Source organism: Rhodococcus sp. P4_F5, assembly GCF_056401315.1.
In genome coordinates this window covers 1-16,764 of record NZ_JBFUJP010000050.1, presented here as the reverse complement: position 1 = coordinate 16,764, position 16,764 = coordinate 1, and the positions used below count along the sequence as shown (strand labels likewise).

Genomic DNA, 16,764 nt, shown 5'->3' with positions numbered 1-16,764 from the left:
GGTCGAACGGGCAACTGCTTATTCCCGCACGTACAGCCGGAGCGTCACGTACGCCGTGACGGCGGCCATTCCGACGCCCACCAGCACCAGGAACGGCGAGACCAGCAGCACGTCGCTGTTGGAGATCTTGGCCACGATGTTGGCGTCGTAGACGTCGGTGAGCACGTCGTCGATGAACAGGTTCTTCGCGGTGAACAGCGCGACGATCGCGAGGACGGCGCCGACCAGAGCGGCCGCGATGGCCTCCAGCAGGAACGGCAGCTGGGTGTACCAGCGGGTCGCGCCGACCAGCCGCATGATGCCCACCTCGGCCCGACGGGTGAAGGCGGCGATCTGGACCATGTTGGCGATCAACAGGATCGACGCGATCGCCTGGACGATCGCGATCGCGAACGCGGCGTTGCGGATGCCACCGAGCACGCTGAAGAGCCGCTCCACCAGGTCCCGCTGGTTGAGCACACTGTCCACGCCGGGCCGGCTGGCGAAGGTGTCGTTGACCACGCCGAACCGGTCCGGGTCGGACAGCTTGACCTTGAACGAGGCCGGCAGCGCGTCGGGGCTGACCATCGACGCCAACTCGGGCTGGTCCTTGAACACCCGGTCCTTCGCGTCGGCGACCGCGTCGTCGCGGTTGAGGAACTGGACCGAGACCACGGAGTCGGTGTTCTCGAGGTCGGCACGCAGGTTCCGGCAGAGGTCCTGGGTGCAGCCGGGGTCCGAGACGGACACGTCGTCGGTGAGGAAGATCTGCACCTCGACGCGGTCCAGGAAGATCTGCTGGGTCTTGCCTGCCATCTGGACGACGAGCAGGCCACCGCCGAACAGGGCGAGCGAGATCGCGGTGGTGAGGATCATCGCGATCGTCATGGTCAGGTTGCGGCGCAGGCCGGTGAGGACCTCGCCGAAGATGAAGCTGGCACGCATCGGAGTTGACTGTCCTTCGTGTGGTCGGGGTGGGTCGGCGCTGGCTCGGTGTTGCGGCTAGCGCCCCACGCCGTAGACACCGCGAGCCTCGTCGCGCACCACGCGACCGAGATCGAGTTCGACCACCCGGCGCCGCATCGAGTCGACGATGTGGTTGTCGTGGGTGGCCATCAGCACCGTGGTTCCGGTGCGGTTGATCCGTTCGAGCAGCAGCATGATGTCGCCGCTGGTGTCCGGGTCCAGGTTGCCGGTCGGCTCGTCGGCGAGCAGGACCAGCGGCCGGTTCACGAAGGCACGGGCGATCGCGACCCGCTGCTGCTCACCGCCGGAGAGTTCGGTGGGCAGGCGGTCCGCCTTGCCGGACAGACCCACCAGGTCCAGCACCTCGGGCACCGTGCGCTCGATCATCGCCCGCGGCTTCCCGATCACCTCGAGGGCGAACGCTACGTTCTCGGTGACCGTCTTCTGCTGCAGCAGCCGGAAGTCCTGGAACACGCAGCCGATGGACTGGCGAAGCTTGGGGACGCGTCGGGCCGCGAGCCGGTTGACGTGGAACTCACCGACGTGGATGTCGCCCGAGGTGGGCGTGTCCTCCTTGAGCAGCAGGCGCATGAATGTCGACTTCCCCGAGCCCGACGGGCCGATGACGAAGACGAACTCGCCCTTGTCCACGGAGACGTTCACCTTGTCCAGGGCAGGCCGCGACGAGGTCTTGTAGGACTTGGACACATTCTCCACGCTGATCACGAGGAGCCAGTTTAGCCATGTTCACGGCGTGCCCATCCGGGTAACGACGAGGCCGCAGGCCAGGCCGTCAGCGGGCCTCGGTCAGGGGGTGCTCGGCGTCGGTTCCGTCGTCGGCGAGGTCGGCGTCGGCCTCGGCGTCGGTGGGGCCTCGCCCACCACACCGGGCGGTAGTTCGACCCCGGACGGGATGCTCACCCCGGGCGGCAGCACGATCAGCGGCGGCTTCGCCGGCGTGGTCTCCGTGGTCACGGACGGCTCGGCGGACGGGCTCGGCGACGGCGTCGTCGGGGTGGGTGTGGTGGAGGTCGCCGGCCGGCTGCTCGACCGCTGCTGCTGCGGCTGCGCCTCGGGCTCGGCGGTGGTCCGCGCCGGCGCGGGCGACTCCACCGGATCCGGCGGCGGCGGATTGAGATAGACGTAGAACACCGCCGTCGCCAGGAAGGCGACGACGAGGAGCACCGTCGAGGTCCGGACACGCCCGCCGAGAAGGCGCTTCGGCACCTTCTCGTACCAGCCGAGAACGGGCGAGTCAGGCCCCTGCTCCGCGGTCACGAGGAATGATCCGGCTGGGAGGCATGAACCGGCTGGTCGGTGATCAGCTCCGGGCCGACGAGGATCCCCTCGCGGCGCAGCCGCTCCGCGACCCGGGCCCGCAGTTCGCGTCCCACCTGGAACTGCTTGCCGGGCAGGGTCCGGGCCACCATCCGAATGTTCACCGTGTCCACCTCGATGCTCTCCACTCCCATCACCGACGGCTCGTCGAGCAGCAGCGGCTCGAGGTCCGGGTCCTCGTACGCCTCCCGGCCGACGCTGTGCAGCACGTCGTTGACGTGGTTGATGTCGACCGTCGCGGGGATCGGGACGTCGACCACCGCGCGTGCCCAGTCCTTGGAGAGGTTGACCACCTTGACGATCTGACCGTTCGGGATGGTGATCACCTCGCCGTCGGACGAGCGCAAGCGCGTGACCCGCAGCGTCACGTCCTCGACGGTGCCGAGCGCCGCGTCCCCGGCGCCGACGGCCATGATCGAGACCACGTCACCGAAGCCGTACTGCCGCTCGGCGATGATGAAGAACCCGGCCAGGATGTCCTGTACCACCCGCTGGGCCCCGAAGCCGAGCGCGGCACCGAGGACGGTGGCCGGCGCGACCAGGCTCGACACCGCGAAGCCGAGGCGTTGGAGCACCTCGACGGTGACCAGCACGTAGACGATGGTGATGAGCACCCAGGTGATCACCTGTGCCAGCGCGTGCCGGTGCTTGGTGGCCTCCGAGCGCACCAGCGCGTCGCCCAGGCTGTAGTTCAGGTCGATGCGGTCGGTGATGCGGTTGCCGGCCCAGCTGAGGAAGCGCGCGACGATCAGACCGCCGAGCACGTACAACACGATCTCCAGGAAACTGGTCTTCAACCAGTGACTGAGGGTCGCGGTGTTCTCCGGCAGCAGGCTGAACGCGAGGACCGACAACTAGTTCTGCTCCCCGCGCATCCGCCAGCGGATCCCCGACTCGAGGAAGCCGTCGATGTCGCCGTCGAGCACCGCGGACGGGTTGTTGACCTCGTACTCGGTGCGCAGGTCCTTGACCATCTGGTACGGGTGCAGCACGTAGGAGCGCATCTGGTTGCCCCAGGAGCTGCCGCCGTCGCCCTTGAGCGCGTCCATCTCGGCCCGCTCCTCACGGCGCTTGACCTCGAGCAGCTTGGCCTGCAGCACCCGCATGGCCGAGACCTTGTTCTGCAGCTGCGACTTCTCGTTCTGACAGGTCACCACGATGCCGGTGGGGATGTGCGTCAGCCGCACCGCGGAGTCGGTGGTGTTGACCGACTGGCCGCCGGGGCCGGACGAGCGGTAGACGTCGACGCGCACGTCGTTCTCGTTGACGTCGATGTGGTCGGTGGTCTCCACCACGGGCAGCACCTCGACCTCGGCGAACGAGGTCTGACGGCGGCCCTGGTTGTCGAACGGGCTGATCCGCACCAGGCGGTGGGTGCCCATCTCCACGGAGAGGGTGCCGTACGTGTAAGGCGCCTTGACCGCGAACGTCGCGCTCTTGATGCCGGCCTCTTCGGCGTACGACGTGTCGTAGACCTCGACGCCGTAGCCGTGCTTCTCGGCCCAGCGGATGTACATGCGCATCAGCATCTCGGCCCAGTCCGCGGCGTCGACTCCGCCGGCGCCCGAGCGGATGTTGACCAGCGCGTCGCGCTCGTCGTACTCACCCGACAGCATGGTCTTGACTTCCATGGCCGCGATGTCCTCGCGCAGGCTCGCCCGCTCCGAGTCGGCGTCCGCCACCGCGTCGCCGCCCTCGTCCTCGGCGAGCTCGTAGAGGATCGGCATCTCGTCGAGCCGCTGCCGCAGGCCCTCGACGCGCCGCAGTTCGGCCTGCGCGTGGGACAGCTGGCTGGTCACCTGCTGGGCGTGGTCCTGGTTGTTCCACAGGTCGGGGTCTGCTGCCTGATGCTCGAGTTCGTCGATGCGTCGGCGCAGCTCATCCACGTCCAGCACCCTCTCGACCGTGGTGAGAGTGGTGTCGAGCTCGGCAAGGTCTGCGGAAACGTCGGGTTGCACGGTTCCCAAGGCTACCGGTGCCGGCCGACAGCCGGCGCCGCGGTCGTCGTGGGGCGGTCCGTGGTGCCCGCCGCCCGCACGGGACGGCGGTCCGGAGGCACAGTCGAGTAGGTTCGTCCGGTGACCGATCTCGAACTCGCACTGAGCATCGCCGACGACGCCGACACCATCACCCGTGCCCGGTTCGGCGCGCTGGACTTGAAGGTGGACGACAAGCCGGACCTGACGCCGGTCTCCGACGCGGACCTGGCCGTCGAGCGCGCGGTGCGCGCGAGGCTGACCGCCGAACGTCCGGACGACGCGGTGCTCGGCGAGGAGTTCGGCGGCGACGCCCGGTTCGAGGGCCGGCAGTGGGTGATCGACCCGATCGACGGCACCAAGAACTTCGTGCGCGGCGTGCCGGTGTGGGCCACGCTGATCGCGCTGCTGCAGGACGGCGTCCCGGTGGTCGGCGTCGTCAGCGCCCCCGCACTGACCCGGCGCTGGTGGGCCTGCGCCGGCGACGGCGCGTTCACCAGTTTCGACGGCGGCGGGGCCGCACAGATCTCGGTGTCCGCGGTGGACCGACTGGGTGCCGCGAGCCTGAGCTTCTCGAGCCTGAGCGGCTGGCGCGACCGTGGCATCCGTGACCAGTTCGTCGATCTCACCGACGAGGTGTGGCGGGTGCGCGGCTACGGCGACTTCTTCTCCTACTGCCTGCTGGCCGAGGGCGCGCTCGAGATCGCGGCCGAGCCCGAGGTGTCGCTGTGGGACCTGGCGCCGCTCGACCTGCTGGTCCGCGAGGCCGGTGGACGCTTCACGTCGCTGGACGGCACCGCCGGCCCGCACGGGGGCAGCGCGGTCGCGAGCAACGGGCTGCTGCACGACGCGGTGCTCGAGCGCCTTCGCGCCTGACCACAGGAGGACCTTCGTGCCTGATCACAGGAGAACGTAGTGCCGAAGACGACCATTCCCCACCCGCCGCGCCGAGTGCCGTTCGTGGGGGACGTGTTGGGCCTGAACACGGTCACGCCGAATCAGACCACGCTGAAGCGGTTCGAGGAGATCGGACCGATCTACCGCCGCTCGATCATGGGCACCGACCTCACCTTCGTCGGTTCTGCGGAGCTGGCTGCGCAGGTCTACGACGAGGCCGTGTGGGAGAAGTTCGTCGGCCGCCCGCTCGAGTGTCTGCGGCCGGTCGTCAACGACGCCCTGTTCACGGCCTACAACTGGGAATCGAACTGGGCGAAGGCCCACGAGGTCCTGCTGCCGGCCTTCACCAAGGAGGCGATGGTCTCCTATCACGGCACGATGACCGAGGTCGTCGACGAGCTGTGCACGAGCCTGGACACCCGCGCCGGCGAATTCGTGCCCGTCGTCGCGCAGATGGGCAAGCTCACCCTCGAGGTCATCGGCCGCTGCGGGTTCGGGTACACCTTCGACTCGTTCGGCGGCGCCGAGCACCCGTTGGTCGGCGCGATGAGCCGCACCCTGACCCACGCACAGAGGTCCGCCCTCCCGCTGGCGTTCGTCGGGAAGTTGCTGCGACGCAAGGAGGAGAGGCAGAACGAGCTGGACCAGGCACTGCTGGTCCGCACGGTCGACGAGGTGATCGAGGAGCGGCGGACCACCGGCGAGCGACGGTCCGACCTGCTCGACCGCATGCTGCACCCGGACAGCGCCATCGAGCTCGACGCCGAGAACATCCGCAACCAGGTGCTGACCTTCCTGGTCGCCGGCCACGAAACCTCGGTGAACGCCCTCGCGTTCGCACTGCACTTCATCGCGCAGAGTCCCGAGATCGCGGAGCGCATGCGCGCCGAGGCCCGCGCCGTCGTGTCGAGCGGCGAGGTGACCTACGACGATGTCCCGCGCCTGCGCTACACCCGCCAGGTGATCTCCGAAGCGCTGCGCCTGTGGCCGACCGCGCCCGGGTTCTTCCGGTCGGCGAAGCAGGACACCACGCTCGGCGGCCACGACATCTCGGCCGGCGAGTGGGTCTTCGTGCTCCTGCTCGCCGTCCAGCGCGATCCGGCCTGGGGGCCCGACGCGGAGGAGTTCAACCCGGACCGGTTCGCTCCGGAGAACAGCCGCGGCCGCGCGCCGGAGCTGTTCAAGCCCTTCGGCACCGGGATCCGGTCCTGCATCGGGCGCCAGTTCGCGCTGCACGAGATGACGCTCGCCTTGGCCACGCTGCTCGTGCGGTTCGACGTCGAGCCCGAGCCCGGATACGCGCTCGCCGTCGAGGAGACGTTGACGCTGCGCCCGAAGGGCCTGCGGCTGAAGTTCTCTCGCGCCGAGGGTTAGAACTGGCCGGCGCGGGAGACCCTGCCACCTCCGGCCTAGAAGACCGCCGCGGCGAGCAACGCCAGCACCGGGAAGACCCCCTGCACCGCGGCGGCACGCAGGTACGCCGCACCGCTGGAGGCCAGCACGATCGCGGCACCGATGATGCTCACGCAGCAGAACACGACGATCGCGTGCCCGCCGACTCCCCCGATGACCAGACCGGCCACGATGCCGATCGCAAGGAAGAGGTTGTAGTAGCCCTGGTTGTAGGCCAGCGGCCGCGTCACCTCGGCGTCCTGCTGACTGGTCAACCCGAACCGTTTCCACACCTGCGGCCGCGTCCACAGCAGGCTCTCCATCGCAAAGATCGCGACATGCAGCACAGCGGCGAGGGCGGCGAAGACCTGCGCGATGACCGGCATGGGGAAACGATCCCACAATCTTCGAGCCGCCACCGCGACCCGGCACCGGACGGGTCACCACAGACCGAGGTCGCACGACCCCACCGGGCGCTCCCGCAGGATCTGCGCCGCCCGCGAGCGCGCGGCGTTGTACGCGAATCCCGATGCGTCGCCGCCGACGCCGATCCCCAGCAGCGCGCAGGAGCGCACCGGCTCGGGCAGCCGGTCCAACGCCGGCACCGCGTCCACCGACAGCCCCCGCAGGTAGGACACGTCGATGCTCCCGGTCTCCGCGTACCGCGCCACATTCCGGTCGGCGATGTGCCCGTCGGGGTTGATCGCGGCGAAGGCCAGCGTCCCGAGCACCGCCGACGCCAGCACCGCCCGCGGCAGCCAGCGACCGGTAATCCGCACCCCCGCCACCAGCAGGGCCACGAACACCGCGCCCAGCCACAGCTCCGTCGCCATCACGCCCAGGCGCAGCCGGGTGAACCCGAATACGCTCTCGTACAGGGCCATCCGATGCACAGCGGACGCGACGACAACCAGCGTCAGCAGGCACAGCGGGCCCAGCGCCACCCTGGCCAGTCGGCGGTCGCGCGGCGCCGTGGTGTCGATCCGGCGCACCGCGACCGCGACGACCAGCAGGGTCAGCACCGTCACCGCAGACAGCTGCCAGAACCCCTGGCGTGCGTAGTCGGCGTAGGTGAGGTGGTCGGTGCCCATGACGTGACCGTCGCCGCCGAACAGCACCCGCAGCTGCACCGCGACGAAGGCAGCGAACAGCAGGTCGAGCAGGGCCACCGGCACCGCCCACTCCCAGCGGGCCAACGGACGCGCGGGGGCGGGGGCGAGCGCGTCGAACCGCGGCGATCGCCGGCGCAGGTAGGCCGACGCGAGCGCCGCACCCGCCACCAGGACGCCCAGCACCAGGTGCGGAATCGGATTGCCCAGTCCCACACTGGGTACCACCGATTCGAACAGCCGGCCGAACTCCGGGTCGGCGCTGACGAACAGTGCCCCGAAGAGCAGCACCAGGCATGCGCTCACCGCGGCCACCGCCAGCACCCGCCCCGGCCGCACCCGGGACGCGCTCGGGTACCGCGCCCGGCCGCGGTGCACCCAGCCCACCAGCCGGGTAGGCGTGCACCACAACGAAACCTGGGCGAGGGCCAGGCCCGTCCAGGTCCGGCCCCCCACCAGCGCTACCGAACCGACCACCCAGCTCGCGGCCACGCACACCAGGACGAGCCAGCCCGCGCCCCGGATCGCCGCCACGGCCAGCAACGCGAGCGCGGCGGCGACGGCCCACACCTGCAGGGCCGTCGGCCGCGGCGCGACCGTGACGAACGCCGTGGCCGCCACCGCCGCACCGGTCAGCAGGTACGCGATGCTGACCAGGGACGGGTCGAGCGTCACCGCAGCAACGGCACCCGCCCCCAGGGCCGCGACCAGGGTTGCCCGCGGAGCCACCGACGTCCGGTCGGGGCGCCAGGCTGCGCGGAGCCGCCCGGGCCGGGCCGGCGTGGGCACGGGTGTTTCGGTTGTGGTTGCAGTCGTCGTCACAGAGTCTCCTCGGGTCGGTGGGAGTCGGGCAGGAGTCGTCTCAGGGCAGGGGTCATCGCGGGACGCGTCGTCGGGTGACGACGCGTCCCGACGGAATCGATCGGGAGGAGAAGGGGATCCGGCGGTCAGCCGGGCGGTAGGACCACCCGGATACAGCAGCCGGTCTCGGTGTCGACGACGCCGATCCGGCCGTCGTGCAGTTCGACCGCCCAGCGGGCGATCGCCAGGCCGAGGCCGGTGCCGCCGTCCTGCGCGCCGCCCCGGGTGAACCGTTCGAAGACCCGGGACCGGTCGACGGCCGCGATCCCGGGGCCGTCGTCGTGCACGTCCAGGACCAGCCCGCCCGCCGCTTCACCGGGGCGGGCCCGCACCAGCACCGGCGACTCGGGGGAACCGTGCCGGGCGGCGTTGTCGAGCAGGTTGGCCACCACCTGATGCAGCCGAGCGGGGTCGGCGTGACCGCACAGCCCCGTCGGCTCGACGTCGACGCGGACGGCCGTGGGGCGGGCGGGGTCGGCCGCCAGGCGCACCACCTCGTCGAGGAACGGCCGCACCTCGAACGCCGTGCGCTGCAACGGGACCACGCCGCCCTCGAGCCGTGAGAGATCCAGCAGGTCCGTCACCAACCGGCCCAGCCGCTCGGTCTGGGCCAGGGCCGCCCGCATCGTCGCCTCGTCGGGCTCGGCCACCCCGTCGACGACGTTCTCGAGCACCGCCTGCAACGCCGTGATCGGGGTGCGCAGCTCGTGCGAGACGTTGCCCACCAGCTCGCGCCGGTACCGGTCCTCGGCCTCGAGGTCCGCCGCCATCTGGTTGAACGCGACGGCCAGCTCGCCGATCTCGTCACGGGATGTGGCCCGGACGCGGCGCGAGTAGTCACCGGTCGCCATCGCCCGGGCCGCCGCCGTCATCTCACGCAACGGGGACGTCATCCCGTGCGCGAGCACCTGGGTGACCACCAGCGCGACGACCAGCGCGGTCAGCAGTGCAAACCGGAACTGCCACTGGGACGCGGCCCAGAACGTCACGGACGCCAGGACCAGCGAGGCCACCACGAGCAGGCCGGTCTTCACCTTGAACGAGCGCAGCGGGTCCAGTGGTCTGGGCAGCCTCATCGCGGCGCCTCCAACGCGTACCCGACGCCGTGCACGGTGCGGATCAGGTCCCCTCCGAGCTTGCGGCGCAAGGCCTTCACGTGACTGTCGACGGTGCGGCTGTTCGCCCCGTCACCCCAGCCCCACACCTGCTCGAGCAGCGACTCGCGGTCGACCACGGCGCGCGGCCGGGCGGCGAGGTGCGCGAGCAGGTCGAACTCGGTCCGGGTCAGGTGCACCTCGAGGTCGGCGGCGCGGACCCGCCGCTGGGTCAGGTCCATGGTCACGTCGCCGAACACCAGGACGTCCGACTCGGCGGCCCCGAGCGCGCGGTCGGTCCGGCGCAGCAGCGCCGCCACCCGCGCCACCAGCACCCGCATGCTGAACGGCTTGCTCAGGTAGTCGTCGGCGCCGACACCCAGCCCGATCACCAGGTCGGTCTCGTCGGCACGGGCGGTGAGCATCAGCACCGGGACCGGGCGGTCCGCCTGAATCCGCCGGCACACCTCGAGTCCGTCGAAGCCGGGCAGCATCACGTCCAGGACCACCAGGTCCGGCCGGTACTCGGCGCAGCGCACCACCGCGTCCGGACCGTCGGCGGCGGTCTGCACGTGGTGGCCCTCGGCGCGCAGGCGTGCGGCGATCGACTCGGAGATGGTGCGTTCGTCGTCGACGACGAGCACTCTGCGCTGGGTCATGATCTCGACACTAAGGGTCGGGTGTGGGGATGCCCGTCGGGAAATGTGAAGGTTTCGTGCAGGTTCGAGACACCACTGCCCGCAGTGACGGTGATCACTAACCGGATCCGCTCGACTTCACTTCTTACTCCAGAGTAAGATAAGGCCGTCCAAGACCGAACACCGAGAAACCTGGTGATCATGAGCAAGCAAGACAGCGTTGTGAAATCGAACGGTGCGACGCGCGAGCCCCGCGACACTTCGGCCGTCGGCCTGAACCCGGTCAAGCGGGACGCCATGGGCGCCGCAATGCGTGTGCTCACCCGGATCACCGGTTCCGACCTGGCCGAGAAGTACAACCTCCGGCAGACCATCGACCGTGTCACCTACGAGGGCACCAAGACCGGCTTCAAGACGCTCGGCGCCGCCACCCGCACCTTCACCAAGGTCGCGGGCGGCAACCAGCCCAAGCGACTCCCCGACGGTGCCAGCAAGAACGCCGGCTACTTCGACCTCACGCCCAACGACGAGCAGCAGATGATCGTCGAGACGGTCCGGGACTTCGCCGCCGAGATCCTGCGCCCCGCCGCGCACGACGCCGACGAGGCCGCCGCCTCCCCCGCGGACCTGACCAAGCGGGCCGCCGAGCTGGGCATCACCCTCATCAACGTCCCCGAGGAACTCGACGGTGCGGCCAGCGAGCGTGGCGCCGTCACCAACTCCCTGGTGGCCGAGGCGCTCGCACACGGCGACATGGGCCTGGCCCTGCCGATCCTCGCGCCCAGCGGTGTCGCGGTCGCGCTCACCCAGTGGGGCACCGACGGTCAGCAGCGGACCTACCTGCCGGCGTTCACCGGCGAGCAGGTGCCCAACGCCGCGGTCGTGGTGAACGAGCCGCGGGCACTGTTCGACCCGTTTGCCTTGCAGACCAAGGCCGTCCGCTCCCCCAGCGGCTACAAGCTCAACGGCGTCAAGTCGTTCGTCCCCGCCGCCGCCGACTGCGAGCTGTTCCTGGTCGCCGCCGAGCTGGACGGCCGGCCCACCTTCTTCATCGTCGAGTCCGACGCCAAGGGCCTTGTCGTGGAAGCGGACCCGAGCATGGGCCTGCGCGCCGCCGGCATCGGCCGACTGATCCTCACCGACGTTGCGGTGCCCGAGTCCGCGATCCTCGGCGACGGCGACGCGACGGCCCGCGCCGAGGACTACGCCAACGCGATCCGCCTGGCCCGCCTCGGCTGGGCCTCGATGGCGGTCGGCACCGGCCAGGCCGTCCTGGACTACGTGATCCCGTACGTCAACGAGCGTGAGGCCTTCGGCGAGCCGATCAGCCACCGCCAGGCCGTCGCCTTCATGGTGGCGAACATCGCCATCGAGCTGGACGGCCTGCGCCTGGTCACCCTCCGCGGCGCCTCCCGCGCCGAGCAGGGCCTGTCGTTCGCACGTGAGTCGGCGCTGGCCCGAAAGCTGGCGTCCGACAAGGGCATGCAGATCGGACTGGACGGCGTCCAGTTGCTCGGCGGCCACGGATACACCAAGGAGCACCCGGTCGAGCGTTGGTACCGCGACCTCCGAGCCATCGGCGTTGCCGAGGGCATCGTCCTCATCTGACGCCGCTGCTGCACCACTAGGAGACTGTGATGATCAACCTCGAACTCCCCAAGAAGCTCAAAGCCTCCGCGAACCAGGCACACCAGGTCGCGGCGCAGATCATGCGGCCGATCTCGCGCAAGTACGACCTCGCGGAGCACGCCTACCCCAAGGAACTCGACACCATGGCCGCCATGGTCGAGGGCCTCAACGACTCGGGCGCGGGTGCGTCCGGCGCCGCGCTCGGGCGCGGCGACGCACCGAGCGTCATCGGAAATGCCAACGGCGGCAACATGTCCTCGCTGATGAACGTCATCGAGACCTGCTGGGGCGACGTGGGCCTGACCCTCTCCATCCCGTACCAGGGCCTGGGCAACTCGGCGATCGCCGCCGTGGCCACCGACGAACAGCTCGAGCGCTTCGGCAAGGTGTGGGCCTCGATGGCCATCACCGAGCCGAGTTTCGGCTCCGACTCGGCCGCGGTCACCACGACCGCCGTGCTCAACGGCGACGAGTACGTGCTCAACGGCGAGAAGATCTTCGTCACCGCCGGCGAGCGGTCCAGCCACATCGTCGTCTGGGCGAGCGTCGACAAGAGCAAGGGCCGCGCCGCGATCAAGTCGTTCGTGGTCCCGCGGGACGCTCCGGGCCTGAGCGTCGCCCGGCTCGAGCACAAGCTCGGCATCAAGGCGTCCGACACCGCGGTGCTGCTGCTGCAGGACTGCCGGATCCCGAAGGACAACCTGCTCGGCACCCCCGAGGTGAACGTCGAGAAGGGTTTCGCCGGGGTCATGCAGACCTTCGACAACACTCGCCCGATCGTCGCCGGCATGGCAGTGGGCCTCGGTCGCGCGGCCCTCGAGGAGCTCCGGACGATCCTCTCCGACGCCGGCGTGGAGGTCTCCTACGACACCCCCGCCTACAACCAGCACGCCGCGGCCGYCGAGTTCCTGCAGCTCGAGGCCGACTGGGAGGCGTCCTACCTCCTGTCGCTGCGCGCGGCGTGGATGGCCGACAACAAGAAGCCGAACTCGCTCGAGGCGTCGATGTCGAAGGCCAAGGCCGGGCGCACCGGCACCGCGGTCTCGCTCAAGGCCGTCGAGCTCGCCGGCACCCTCGGCTACTCGCAGCGTCCCCTACTCGAGAAGTGGGCGCGCGACAGCAAGATCCTCGACATCTTCGAGGGCACGCAGCAGATCCAGCAGCTCATCGTCGCCCGCCGAATCCTCGGCAAGTCGTCGTCCGAGCTGAAGTAGCAGGTCAGGCCAGCATTACAGCACCAAGCCGCCCTCGTCGCAGTTCTCCGCGACGGGGGCGGTTTCGTCATCTGAGCCAGCCTCGCCACCGCCGGTCCCGACCCGGTCGCGGCTTGGCGCGGAGTCCATCGCAGGCCGGGTCCGCTCATCCTCGCCGGGCCACAGGTGCGTCCAGACCCCTAGCGTCTTCACGTTCGCGCCGGCATGAATCAGCGAGCTCGCACAGAAGTGCCGAAGGCTGACAACAACAAGGTGACCCCGAGTACGACGACGCCATCCAGGGCGGCACCGGCGCGTACCTCACACTGCTACGCCCGCCTATACCATCGTCGGGTGATTGTCTGCGTGCGGCGGACTGCCCAGTCGGATCGCGGCTGCCGCATACAGGGCAACGACAAGGCCAACTGCCACAGCAACAGATTTCCAAAGCGCACGTAACGGCATTGTCAAATGCAACCACACGGCAGGACGGCCGCACGCATCCAGGCTGTCGACGAACTGCGCGAGCAGGGAGTCGACGAAGCCCCCACCTCGATTGAGGTGCGCCCCATTCGCCTCGCAGCGAGCGTGGGCGCGGGGACGGGGCCGTCGGGATGGTCGGTGCGCCAGTCGCCTGCACGGCGGTCCACTGCTGGCCGTCCCAGTACCGCATCGAGTCGGGGCCGTCAGGGTTCGGGCACCGGCCCGGAGTCGGTGCGCTCGTGCCCGGCATTCAGAGGGGGCCGACGAGCGAGGTCGACCGGCGCATCTCGTCCCGGCCCGGTCCCGACTCAGGCCACTGGCGTCGACCTTCATGCAAAACATGAACCCAGTGAAACCAATTGCTACCTGCGGTAATTCGAAAAACCAAGGTGGCGACCACACGTAACGAAGATCCTCGACATCTTCGAGAGCACGCAGCAGGTCCAGCAGCTCATCGTCGCCCGCCGAGCCTCGGCAAGTCGTCGTCCGAGCTGAAGTGACCACACCCGTTCCGACCGAGGGGCACCGCGGCGAGGTCCGGCCTCGCCACGGTGCCCTTCCGCCGTTTCAAACCCTGCAGATTTGCGCGCCCGACATCTAGGCTGGATGCCGACCGACCCCGGCACACCTCGTATCCGTTTCCCAGGGGGGCAGAACCACATGCCAGGCGCACTCAAGAAGGTCACCGACAACCTCGGAGCGGCGAGGGTCATTCTGCGCGCCGGCCTGGTGCCCATCCCGCGGGCGGACCGCGGCATCTACTCGATCCTCTCCGTGGACAGGTACGGGCCCTTCGCCGGGGTGGTCCACGCGCACGCCCGGAACGGACTCGACGCGGTCGCCGTCGTCGACGAGCGGGGCCAGCTCACCTACGCCGAGCTCGAGGAACTCTCCAACGCCCTGGTCCGCGCCTGGGTCGCGGACGGCGTCACGCCGGGTTCGGTGATGGGCGCGATGTGCCGCAATCACCGCGGCCTGGTGCTGGCCATGCTCGCGGCCGCCAAGGCCGGCACCAAACTCGTGCTGATGAACACCGGGTTCGCCCCGCCGCAGTTGATGGATGTCGCTGCCCGCGAACAGGTTCGAGCGTTCGTCTACGACGAGGAGTTCCAGGAGGTCGCGGACGCACTGCCCGCGGACGTGCGGCGCTACCTGTCCTGGGGCGAGGACCCCTCCGGACGCGTCCGCGCCCTGGACGAACTGGTGCTCGACCGGCCGACCGGCACCGTGCCGCGCCCGCCCACGCACGGCAGCTTCGTACTGCTCACCAGCGGCACCACCGGAACGCCCAAGGGCGCGCCCCGCGAACGCACCTCGGCGCTGGCCGCCGCGCAGTTCCTGGACCGGATCCCGCTGCGCAACGGCCAGACCATGGTGATGGCCGCACCCGCGTTCCACGGCACCGGGCTCTCACAGGTCGGCGTCGCGCTGGCCCTCGGTCAGACCGTCGTGATGCAGCGCAACTTCGACCCCGAGGCGGCCCTGTCCCTGGTCGCCGAGAATCGCGCCGACACACTGGTGGTGGTGCCGACCATGCTGCAGCGCATCGTCGACCTCGGCGCCGAGACGGTGGCGAAGTACGACACCTCGAACCTCAAGGTGATCTTCGCGGCCGGCTCCGCCCTGTCCCCCGACCTGTGCACCCGGACCACCGAGGCGTTCGGGCACGTCCTGTACAACCTCTACGGCTCAACGGAAGTCGCGGTCGCGACGGTGGCAACTCCCGCCGAACTCGCCCAGGCACCCGGCACCGCCGGCCGCGCGCCGGTCACCTGCCACGTGGAGTTGTACGACGACGCCGGCACTCGCATCACCAAGCCCGGACGGATCGGCCGGATCTTCGTCTCCAGTGGGCTGAGCTTCAACGGCTACACCGACGGTCACGACAAGGAGCGCATCAACGGACTGCTCTGCACCGGCGACGTCGGACACTTCGACGAGCACGGACTGCTGTTCGTCGACGGCCGCGACGACGACATGATCGTCTCCGGCGGCGAGAACGTCTACCCGCTCGAGGTCGAGAACCTGCTCGTCGCCCGTCCGGATGTCTTGGAGGCGGCGGTAATCGGTGTCGAGGACACCGAGTTCGGTCACCGTCTCAAGGCCTACGTGGTGACCGCCGCGGGCGCGCCGCGCGACGAACAGGACCTCAAGGCCTACGTCAAGACGCACCTCGCCCGGTACAAGGTGCCCCGCGAGGTGGTCTTCCTCGAGGAGCTGCCCCGCAATGCCACCGGCAAGTTGATGCGTCGGGTGCTGATCGAGATGGACTCGCCGTACACCTGAATGCCCAGGGAAAGACGAAAGCCCGGGCTCACCACCCCGGAAACGACAAAAGCCCGGGCTCACCACCCTGGAAACGACAAAAGCCCGGGCTCACCACCCCGGAAACGACAAAAGCCCGGTCCCTAGGACCGGGCTTTCGTACTTTGGTAGCGGGGACAGGATTTGAACCTGCGACCTCTGGGTTATGAGCCCAGCGAGCTACCGAGCTGCTCCACCCCGCGATGCATTTACTACTGTAGCCCACTTTTCGGACGTCAATTACCACTCGCTCCGAGGGGGCCTCTAGTCGACGGCGAGCTCGCCCATCAGCGACCAGTCCGCGGCGTCGATCTTCGTGTTGATGATTCTCGGCGTGCTCACCAGCGCCTGCTTCAAGTCCCGCATCGCGTCCTGAAAGTGCCGGCTCTGCACGTGCGCAACGGCCGCCTCGTCGTCACGGAAGGCCTCGACCAGAACGAAGACGTCGGGGTTCTCGGTCGAGCGGGACCAGTCGAACCACAGGTTGCCCGGTTCGGCCCGGGTCGCATCGGTGAACGGTTGCACCAGTTCGAGCCATCTGCCCGAATACTCGGGCCGCACAGTGAAGTTGACGACGATGAAGATCACGGCTTCCGCCCTTCGTCTTCGGACCACTGAACGTGTCCGTCGGGAACGAACCTACGCCGACCACCCGCAGAACCCCAGAGACGACAGATGCCCGACCCGAGAAGCACACAAGCCCGGGCTCACCACCCCGGAAACGACGAAAGCCCGGGCTCACCACCCCAGGAACGACGAAAGCCCGGGCTCACCACCCCAGGAACGACGAAAGCCCGGTCCTAGGGACCGGGCTTTCGTACTTTGGTAGCGGGGACAGGATTTGAACCTGCGACCTCTGGGTTATGAGCCCAGCGAGCTACCGAGCTGCTCCACCCCGCGATGCA

The 16,764-nt window shown here is 69.3% G+C and carries 15 protein-coding genes and 2 tRNA genes; 6 read left to right on the top strand and 11 right to left on the bottom strand.

The features are described from left to right. Positions 1-18: 18 nt before the first annotated feature. Both ftsX and ftsE read right to left on the bottom strand, forming a co-directional pair. Positions 19-924 carry a permease-like cell division protein FtsX gene (ftsX, locus tag AC1DU4_RS18455; protein WP_072845045.1) on the bottom strand — a complete coding sequence of 302 codons (906 nt, stop codon included), beginning with the start codon at positions 922-924 and terminating at the stop codon, positions 19-21. 57 nt (positions 925-981) lie between these two features. After that, positions 982-1,671 (bottom strand): cell division ATP-binding protein FtsE, encoded by a 690-nt coding sequence (gene ftsE / locus AC1DU4_RS18450; RefSeq protein ID WP_072845044.1) that lies wholly within the window; start codon positions 1,669-1,671, stop codon positions 982-984. Between the two features lie 28 nt (positions 1,672-1,699). Here ftsE and AC1DU4_RS18445 point away from each other — a divergent pair, with 28 nt between their 5' ends. Further along, entirely contained in the window at positions 1,700-2,086 is a 387-nt protein-coding gene (locus tag AC1DU4_RS18445) for a hypothetical protein (RefSeq protein WP_477842206.1), read from the top strand. 133 nt (positions 2,087-2,219) lie between these two features. Here the strand turns inward: AC1DU4_RS18445 and AC1DU4_RS18440 are convergent, their stop codons facing one another. Both AC1DU4_RS18440 and prfB read right to left on the bottom strand, forming a co-directional pair. Beyond that, positions 2,220-3,137, bottom strand: a complete 918-nt coding sequence (locus AC1DU4_RS18440; RefSeq protein WP_477842205.1) for a mechanosensitive ion channel family protein — start codon at positions 3,135-3,137, stop codon at positions 2,220-2,222. Beyond that, positions 3,138-4,241: a peptide chain release factor 2 gene (gene prfB, locus AC1DU4_RS18435; protein ID WP_072845175.1), complete on the bottom strand. Its 1,104-nt coding sequence runs from the start codon at positions 4,239-4,241 to the stop codon at positions 3,138-3,140. A 120-nt stretch (positions 4,242-4,361) separates the two neighbouring features. Here prfB and hisN point away from each other — a divergent pair, with 120 nt between their 5' ends. Beyond that, positions 4,362-5,135, top strand: a complete 774-nt coding sequence (gene hisN, locus AC1DU4_RS18430) for a histidinol-phosphatase (protein ID WP_477842203.1) — start codon at positions 4,362-4,364, stop codon at positions 5,133-5,135. A 39-nt stretch (positions 5,136-5,174) separates the two neighbouring features. Continuing rightward, positions 5,175-6,530: a cytochrome P450 gene (locus AC1DU4_RS18425; protein WP_477842201.1), complete on the top strand. Its 1,356-nt coding sequence runs from the start codon at positions 5,175-5,177 to the stop codon at positions 6,528-6,530. A 35-nt stretch (positions 6,531-6,565) separates the two neighbouring features. On the opposite strand, the gene AC1DU4_RS18420 is transcribed toward AC1DU4_RS18425, so the two are convergent. From AC1DU4_RS18420 to AC1DU4_RS18405, 4 genes are all read right to left on the bottom strand, one after another. Next, on the bottom strand, positions 6,566-6,934 hold the full coding sequence (locus AC1DU4_RS18420; RefSeq protein ID WP_477842200.1) for a DUF1304 domain-containing protein: 369 nt from the start codon (positions 6,932-6,934) through the stop codon (positions 6,566-6,568). Positions 6,935-6,988: 54 nt separating this feature from the next. Continuing rightward, entirely contained in the window at positions 6,989-8,479 is a 1,491-nt protein-coding gene (locus tag AC1DU4_RS18415) for a DUF4153 domain-containing protein (RefSeq protein ID WP_477842198.1), read from the bottom strand. Between the two features lie 125 nt (positions 8,480-8,604). After that, positions 8,605-9,594 carry a HAMP domain-containing sensor histidine kinase gene (locus AC1DU4_RS18410; RefSeq protein ID WP_477842196.1) on the bottom strand — a complete coding sequence of 330 codons (990 nt, stop codon included), beginning with the start codon at positions 9,592-9,594 and terminating at the stop codon, positions 8,605-8,607. Continuing rightward, positions 9,591-10,271 (bottom strand): response regulator transcription factor, encoded by a 681-nt coding sequence (locus tag AC1DU4_RS18405; RefSeq protein WP_477842194.1) that lies wholly within the window; start codon positions 10,269-10,271, stop codon positions 9,591-9,593. Before AC1DU4_RS18405 ends, AC1DU4_RS18410 begins: the two co-directional genes overlap by 4 nt. 174 nt (positions 10,272-10,445) lie before the next feature. On the opposite strand from AC1DU4_RS18405, the gene AC1DU4_RS18400 reads away from it, so the two are divergent. The 3 genes from AC1DU4_RS18400 (at position 10,446) to AC1DU4_RS18390 (ending at position 15,841) form a co-directional block, all read left to right on the top strand. Continuing rightward, positions 10,446-11,858: an acyl-CoA dehydrogenase family protein gene (locus AC1DU4_RS18400; protein WP_477842193.1), complete on the top strand. Its 1,413-nt coding sequence runs from the start codon at positions 10,446-10,448 to the stop codon at positions 11,856-11,858. A gap of 29 nt (positions 11,859-11,887) precedes the next feature. Then, positions 11,888-13,093, top strand: coding sequence for an acyl-CoA dehydrogenase family protein (locus tag AC1DU4_RS18395; RefSeq protein WP_477842192.1), 1,206 nt, complete (start codon positions 11,888-11,890; stop codon positions 13,091-13,093). A 1,122-nt stretch (positions 13,094-14,215) separates the two neighbouring features. Then, complete coding sequence (locus AC1DU4_RS18390) at positions 14,216-15,841, top strand: acyl-CoA synthetase (protein WP_477842190.1); 1,626 nt, start codon at positions 14,216-14,218, stop codon at positions 15,839-15,841. Positions 15,842-15,985: 144 nt separating this feature from the next. Here the strand turns inward: AC1DU4_RS18390 and AC1DU4_RS18385 are convergent. The 3 genes from AC1DU4_RS18385 to AC1DU4_RS18375 all read right to left on the bottom strand — a co-directional run bounded on the left by AC1DU4_RS18385 (position 15,986) and on the right by AC1DU4_RS18375 (position 16,759). Next, positions 15,986-16,062: transfer RNA gene (locus AC1DU4_RS18385), tRNA-Met, on the bottom strand. Between the two features lie 61 nt (positions 16,063-16,123). After that, positions 16,124-16,447 (bottom strand): putative quinol monooxygenase, encoded by a 324-nt coding sequence (locus AC1DU4_RS18380; RefSeq protein WP_477842188.1) that lies wholly within the window; start codon positions 16,445-16,447, stop codon positions 16,124-16,126. 235 nt (positions 16,448-16,682) lie between these two features. Next, positions 16,683-16,759: transfer RNA gene (locus AC1DU4_RS18375), tRNA-Met, on the bottom strand. Positions 16,760-16,764: the final 5 nt, after the last annotated feature.

Coding starts and splice junctions, on each gene's coding strand:
- AC1DU4_RS18420 (WP_477842200.1), bottom strand. CDS start 6,934: ATGCCGGTCATCGCGCAGGTCTTCGCCGCCCTCGCCGCTGTGCTGCAT.
- AC1DU4_RS18410 (WP_477842196.1), bottom strand. CDS start 9,594: ATGAGGCTGCCCAGACCACTGGACCCGCTGCGCTCGTTCAAGGTGAAG.
- AC1DU4_RS18405 (WP_477842194.1), bottom strand. CDS start 10,271: ATGACCCAGCGCAGAGTGCTCGTCGTCGACGACGAACGCACCATCTCC.
- ftsX (WP_072845045.1), bottom strand. CDS start 924: ATGCGTGCCAGCTTCATCTTCGGCGAGGTCCTCACCGGCCTGCGCCGC.
- AC1DU4_RS18390 (WP_477842190.1), top strand. CDS start 14,216: ATGCCAGGCGCACTCAAGAAGGTCACCGACAACCTCGGAGCGGCGAGG.